Source organism: Mycobacterium sp. (assembly GCF_049683935.1).
GTDB lineage: Bacteria > Actinomycetota > Actinomycetes > Mycobacteriales > Mycobacteriaceae > Mycobacterium.
This window is the reverse complement of record NZ_JBAUJR010000110.1, coordinates 1-5,985: the sequence shown is the minus strand read 5'-3', so window position 1 is coordinate 5,985 and position 5,985 is coordinate 1. Positions and strand designations below refer to the sequence as shown.

Below are 5,985 nucleotides of genomic sequence, written 5' to 3'. Positions count from 1 at the left end.
CGGCACCCTGCGCCGGCGCCGCCCTTGCCGGCAGCGTGCACCCGGTGGCACTGCGCAGAGTTCCACCCGACGCGGCGGTGCACTCCAGTGTCGAGGGCTATCTGCGGGTGCATCCGTCGTACTGGCGGCGGCTGCCCGCCCGCATCCAGTGGGCGGACACGGAGTGGGAGGCCCGCTCCGAACGCCTGGCGTCAGCGCCCTCGACGCCGATGCTCGCGGCCGCCTCCTGAGAAACCCGGTGCGCGAAGCCAAACCCGGCTGGGTGATGGGTGCGGTGACGCTGTTAGGTTCGATCCGCCTGACCCGGCGCGACAGGAGGACCCATGACCAGCACCGTTTCCTACGAACTCGCGGATTCCGTTGCCACCATCACCCTCGATGACGGCAAGGTCAACGTGCTGGGGCCTGCGATGCAGGCCGCGATCAACGAGGCGCTGGACCGGGCCGAGGCCGACGCGGCCAAAGCGGTGGTCCTCGCCGGCAATTCCCGGGTGTTCAGCGGGGGGTTCGATCTGGCGGTCTTCTCCTCAGGGGATGCCGCCGCCGCACTCGGGATGCTCGCCGGCGGCTTCGAACTGTCGGTGCGGACGCTGACGTTCCCGGTGCCGGTGATCATCGCCGCGACCGGCCCCGCCATCGCGATGGGATCGTTCCTGCTGCTCTCCGCCGACCACCGGGTGGGTGCGCCGAAATCACGGTGCCAGGCCATCGAGGTTGCCATCGGCATGACCATCCCGATCTCGGCCATCGAGATCATGCGGATGCGACTGACGCCGGCGGCGTTCCAGCGTGGCACCGCCCTGGCGTCGACGTTTGTCGGCGACGAGGCGATCGCCGCCGGCTGGCTCGACGAGATCGTCGAAGCCGACCAGGTGCTCGCACGCGCCCAGCAGGTGGCCCAGGAGGCGGCGACGACGCTGAACGCCGGCGCGCATCTGGCCACCAAGCTCAAGGCCCGCGAAGGGGCGCTGACCGCCATCCGCGCCGGGATCGACGGCTTGGCAACAGAATTCACCCTCAGCTAAGCCCCTCCCCCGCGGAATAGCATTCCTGGTCGCGAAATCGGCCCTGAGCACAGCCCTGGCTTCACACTCAGCGGGGCGCGAGGCTGCAATGATGAGCGGGTGACCCACGTCCGCGGCCGAATCTGGCGCGATGGCAAGCCCCAGGACGACTTCGAGTTCTCGTCGATCTCGGAATGCCTCGACGCCGAAGGCACGTTGGTGTGGTGCGACATCTACGACCCCGACCACGCGATCCTCAAGGAACTCGCCGAGGAGTTGCAACTCAACTCGTGGGCCGTCGAGGACGCCCTCGCCGACGCCGAACGCACCAAGGCCGTGGTCTACAAAACGCACACGTTCTTCACCGTGTACGAGGTGACGGTCAAGAATCCCCCGCCGGCCGACACCGCGGAGTCCACGCTGCAGATCCACCGGATCTCCGGGTTCATCCTGCCGCGCGGGCTGATCACGGTGCGACTGTCGCCGGAGTTCGACATCGACGCGGTGTCCCGGCGCTTCGACGAACTCGGCGGTCAGGAACACGGCGTCGGTTCACTGGTACACGGCCTGCTCGACGTGGTGGTCGACGGCCACTTCGACGCGGTGCAGTGCCTCGACGACGGGATCGAAAGCCTCGAGGACGACCTGTTCGCCGACCAGGTCCCGCGAGGTGGACTGCAGCGCAACACCTTCCGGCTGCGCAAGGACCTCGTCGCCTTGCGCCGGGTGGTGCTGCCGATGCGTGAGGTGGTGACGGTGATCCAGCACCGCCGAATTGACGCCAAGACCGCCGTCGAACTCGACCCGGTGTACGCCGACCTCTACGACCATGTGCTGCGAGTCTCGGAATGGACGGAATCGTTGCGCGACATGGTGACAACGGTGTTCGAGACGAACCTGTCGCTACAGGATGCCCGCTTGAACATGGTGATGAAGAAGCTCACCGGCTGGGCGGCGATCATCGCCGTGCCGACGGCGATCACCGGCTTCTACGGTCAGAACGTGCTGTATCCGGGAATCGACACGGTGGGCGGCTTCGTGACGAGCACAGCGATCATCGCGGTGCTGGTGGTCGTGCTCTACGTGATGTTCAAGAAGCGGGACTGGCTGTAGCATCCAACGTTCCGACGATGCCACCGGCAGCCTGGTAGATCACTTTGAAGCCGTTCTGCCGCTCGACCAGTCTGCACGAATCGTAGTGCGCACTCCAGCCCCGGTAATGCAGGGTGAATTCACCTATGACACAGGTGAATCCGGAGACTCTGTCCCACTCTGCCGGAAACCCTGCCGCTGTGAGCCCGGCGACGAGCCCCTGCTGAGCCGCGTCGCGCCAGTGTTCGGCGATGACGCTGCGCCCCGCGGCGACATTGTGAGCGAGTGTGATATCGCCTGCAGCATAGACGTTTCGGGCCGAGGTGCGCATGTGTGTGTCGACGACGACGCGACCGTCGCGGGTCGCCAGTCCGGCGGTGGTGGCGAGGCGGATGTCCGGTTGAACACCCGTCGCGGCGACGACGACGTCGCCGTCGACGGTCTCCCCGGTCGTCAGCACCACACCGGCGTTCGCGACCTCAGCCACCGTGCTGGCCCCGATGAACCGGACTCCGACATCGGAGAGCATCTTGACCACCCGCTCGCCCACGTCCACCCCGAATCTGCGCTGCAGGGGCACGATCTCGGGCGCGACGACCGTGGTGTCGACCCCGAGTCCGGCCAGGCACGTCGCCGCCTCACAGCCGATCAGGCCCGCACCGATCACCACCGCGGACCGGGCGTGCCGCGCTGCCATCTTCAACGCCACCGCGTCGGCGAAGGACCGCAGCGGTTGCGCGAGGTCCCAACCGGGGACGTCCAGCGGAACCGTGGCCGAACCGGATGCCAGCACCAGGTGCCAGTACGGGTAATGCACACCGCCGGCGGTGATCACCTCCTGGGCATCGATGTCGATGCGGTCCACCGTCACACCACGAATGAGATCGATGTCGGTTCGGTCGAACCAGCCGGCGCTGTGCAGATCGAGGTTGGCCTGACGATCGCGCAGATACTCCTTGATCAACAATGGCTTCGCGTAGGGCAGCGCCGCGTCCGCCGACAGGATGCGCACCGGGATGTGACGGTGCCTGCTGCGGAACGTCTCGGCAGTGCTGACACCCGCCGGGCCACTGCCGATGACCAGGAAACCCGGTGCCACCATGGCGCAGGGGTACCACGCCGACACGCCCCTGAACCGCGGCGCGGGCAATCGTCAGCTTTAGGTCAGATCCGCCTTCGGCCTGCAACCGTTGAGCTGGGGCGTTCCGGTGTGCAAACATCTGCGCATGGAGCCAGAGGGCGATCCCGAAGCGCGTATCCGCGACCTCGAGCGTCCGCTCGCCGATCAGGCTCAGGCCAGCGAGTTGGGTACCCGTCCCTACGAGGCGATTCCATCGGCGGACGTGCCCGTGCCGCACCATCCGTACAGCCCACAGCCGGACGCGTACCCCCAGTACGGAGCACCTCAGTACGGATCACCGCAGTACGGATCGCCCTACTACGCCCCTCCTCAGCACGTCGTGCACAAGCGCCCACAGACGATGCTCTGGCTGATACCGCTGGTGGTCATCGGGATCATCGGTTTCGGCGCGGTCGGGCTCGTCGCGTTCGTCAACCTCGCCGGCCCGGGCACCGACTCGCCGCCGCGACCACCGTCTCCCGGCATCTCCGGCGGGGGACCCGTCGACGTCCCCGACGTCGACATCAACATCCCCGAGATCGAGGTCCCGTTCGACCCCGGCGGCGAGGTGGTCACCGTCGGAGCGGGCGACACCCTCAGTTTCGGCGGCATCGACCAGACCAAGACGGTGGTGTGCAATCAGGGCACGGTGAACATCAGCGGCATGACCAACACCATCGACATCCAGGGCAACTGCGCCGGGGTCTCAGTGTCGGGCATGGACAACGTCATCACCGTCGAGAGCGCGCAGAGCATCACCGCGTCGGGCTTCGACAACCAGGTGACCTACCGCGCCGGCACCCCGGAGATCTCGACCTCGGGCACCGGCAACACCGTCGAACAGGGCTGAGTCGCCCGGCCTGTTCAGCCGGCCGCGGGTGTCCCGTGTCGGGGCCCGCAGATAAGGTCGGCCTGTCTGTGAGGGGAGATGACGATGAGCGACCGCGCACCAGCACCGGGACTCGCCGGTCAGCGCTGACGCCCGATGGCACTTCACCTCCACCGCGCCGACCGCACCGATCTGCTCGCCGACGGCCTCGGCGAGTTGCTCGCCACGCCGCTTCCCGATCCGTTCGCCGAGGAAATCGTCCTGGTCTCCGCCCGCGGGATGGAGCGCTGGCTCAGCCAGCGGCTGTCGCATGTCCTGGGCCGGGGCGTCGCCGACGACGGCGTGTGTGCGGGCGTGACGTTCCGGCATCCGTCGTCGCTGATCGCTGAACTGACCGGGCTGCCGGACGACGACCCGTGGTCGCCGGAGGTGATGGTGTGGCCGCTGCTCGACGTCATCGACAGCTCACTCGACGAACCATGGTGCACCACGCTCGCCACCCACCTCGGCCACTTCGCCGTCGGCGAGGAGAAGGAGCTTCGACAGGGCAGGCGTTACGCCGTCGCCCGCAGGCTCGCCGGCCTGTTCGCCTCCTACGCCCGCCAGCGCCCACAGCTTCTCGTCGACTGGTTGGGCGGCCGCACCGACGACCTCGACCCGGACCTGCAGTGGCAACCCGAGCTCTATCGCGCGCTCCTCGATCACGTCGACGCCGACCCGCCACACCTCCGGCACGCCGAAACCGTTGCCCGACTGCAGAACTCCGCCACCGATCTTCCCGACAGGCTGTCGCTGTTCGGCCACACCCGGCTGCCGCTCACCGAGATCGAGTTGCTCGGCGCGTTGAGCACCCACCACGATCTGCACCTGTGGCTGCCACATCCCAGCCCTGAGCTGTGGCGCTCCCTCGAAGATGTCCGCGGCGTGACCGCCCGCAGCGACGACACGTCCCACCGCTACGCGCGTCATCCGCTGCTCGCCACCCTCGGGCGTGACGTACGCGAACTCCGGCGCACCCTGCCGAAGGACACGCAGACCGACGAGTGCCTCGGATCGGCCGATCGTGCCGAATCCCTGTTGGGCTGGCTGCAATCCGACATCGCCGCCAATGCCGTCAGGCCGGACGGCCGGCGAGCGTCCCCCGATGACCGCTCGGTGCAAGTGCACAGCAGCCACGGTCCGGCCCGGCAGATCGACGTGCTGCGGGAGGTGCTGCTCGGGTTGCTCGCCGACGACCCCACGCTCGAGCCGCGCGACATTCTGGTCATGTGCCCGGACATCGAGACCTACGCACCCCTGATCGTCGCGGGCTTCGGCCTCGGCGACGTCGTCGAGGGCGCGCACCCCGCGCACCGGCTGCGGGTCAAGCTCGCCGACCGGGCTCTGACCCAGACCAACCCGCTGCTCGGTGTCGCAGCACAGCTGCTGACGCTCGCCGGCGGTCGGGCGACCGCCAGTGAGATCCTCGATCTCGCCGAGTCCGCGCCGGTCCGGTTCCGGTTCGGCTTCACCGACGACGACCTCGACACCATCGGCGACTGGGTGCGCGAGGCCAACATCCGCTGGGGCTTCGACTCCGTCCACCGCCACCCGTACGGCGTCGATTTTGTGCAGAACACCTGGCGGTTCGGTATCGACCGGGTTCTGGCCGGGGTCGCGATGTCCGACGACTCGCGCGCCTGGCTCGACACCACGCTGCCGCTCGACGACGTCGGCAGCAATCGGGTGGAGCTGGCCGGCCGGCTCGCCGACTACATCGAGCGGTTGCACGCCGTCAACGAATCGCTCTCCGGGGCAAGGCCACTGGGCGACTGGCTGACCGCGCTCGCCGGCGGCATCACGGAGCTGACCGCCGTCGCCGACGCCGACGCGTGGCAGGCCAGCCAGGTGCAGCGCGAGTTCAGCGGGGTGCGGGCATCCGCCGGACAGCATGCCGACAC

The 5,985-nt window shown here is 68.1% G+C and carries 5 protein-coding genes and 1 pseudogene; 5 read left to right on the top strand and 1 reads right to left on the bottom strand.

Translation table 11 applies throughout. The features are described from left to right. The 3 genes and pseudogenes from WA965_RS06240 to WA965_RS06230 form a co-directional block, all read left to right on the top strand. A pseudogene (locus WA965_RS06240) lies at positions 1–230 on the top strand (hypothetical protein); the annotation flags it as partial. 93 nt (positions 231–323) lie between these two features. Then, on the top strand, positions 324–1,025 hold the full coding sequence (locus WA965_RS06235) for a crotonase/enoyl-CoA hydratase family protein (protein ID WP_526296959.1): 702 nt from the start codon (positions 324–326) through the stop codon (positions 1,023–1,025). 99 nt (positions 1,026–1,124) lie between these two features. Further along, complete coding sequence (locus tag WA965_RS06230) at positions 1,125–2,117, top strand: magnesium transporter CorA family protein (RefSeq protein ID WP_526296961.1); 993 nt, start codon at positions 1,125–1,127, stop codon at positions 2,115–2,117. Here WA965_RS06230 and WA965_RS06225 read toward each other — a convergent pair. After that, entirely contained in the window at positions 2,095–3,198 is a 1,104-nt protein-coding gene (locus WA965_RS06225; protein WP_526296963.1) for an NAD(P)/FAD-dependent oxidoreductase, read from the bottom strand. The two genes, WA965_RS06230 and WA965_RS06225, sit on opposite strands and share 23 nt — an antisense overlap. A gap of 124 nt (positions 3,199–3,322) precedes the next feature. Between WA965_RS06225 and WA965_RS06220 the strand changes: the two genes are divergently transcribed. Further along, the gene (locus tag WA965_RS06220) at positions 3,323–4,066 is read left to right on the top strand and encodes a DUF3060 domain-containing protein (RefSeq protein WP_526296965.1); all 744 of its coding nucleotides are present in this window, start codon (positions 3,323–3,325) and stop codon (positions 4,064–4,066) included. 135 nt (positions 4,067–4,201) lie between these two features. Beyond that, on the top strand, positions 4,202–5,985 hold a 1,784-nt coding region (recC, locus tag WA965_RS06215; RefSeq protein ID WP_526447241.1), incomplete at its 3' end, for an exodeoxyribonuclease V subunit gamma.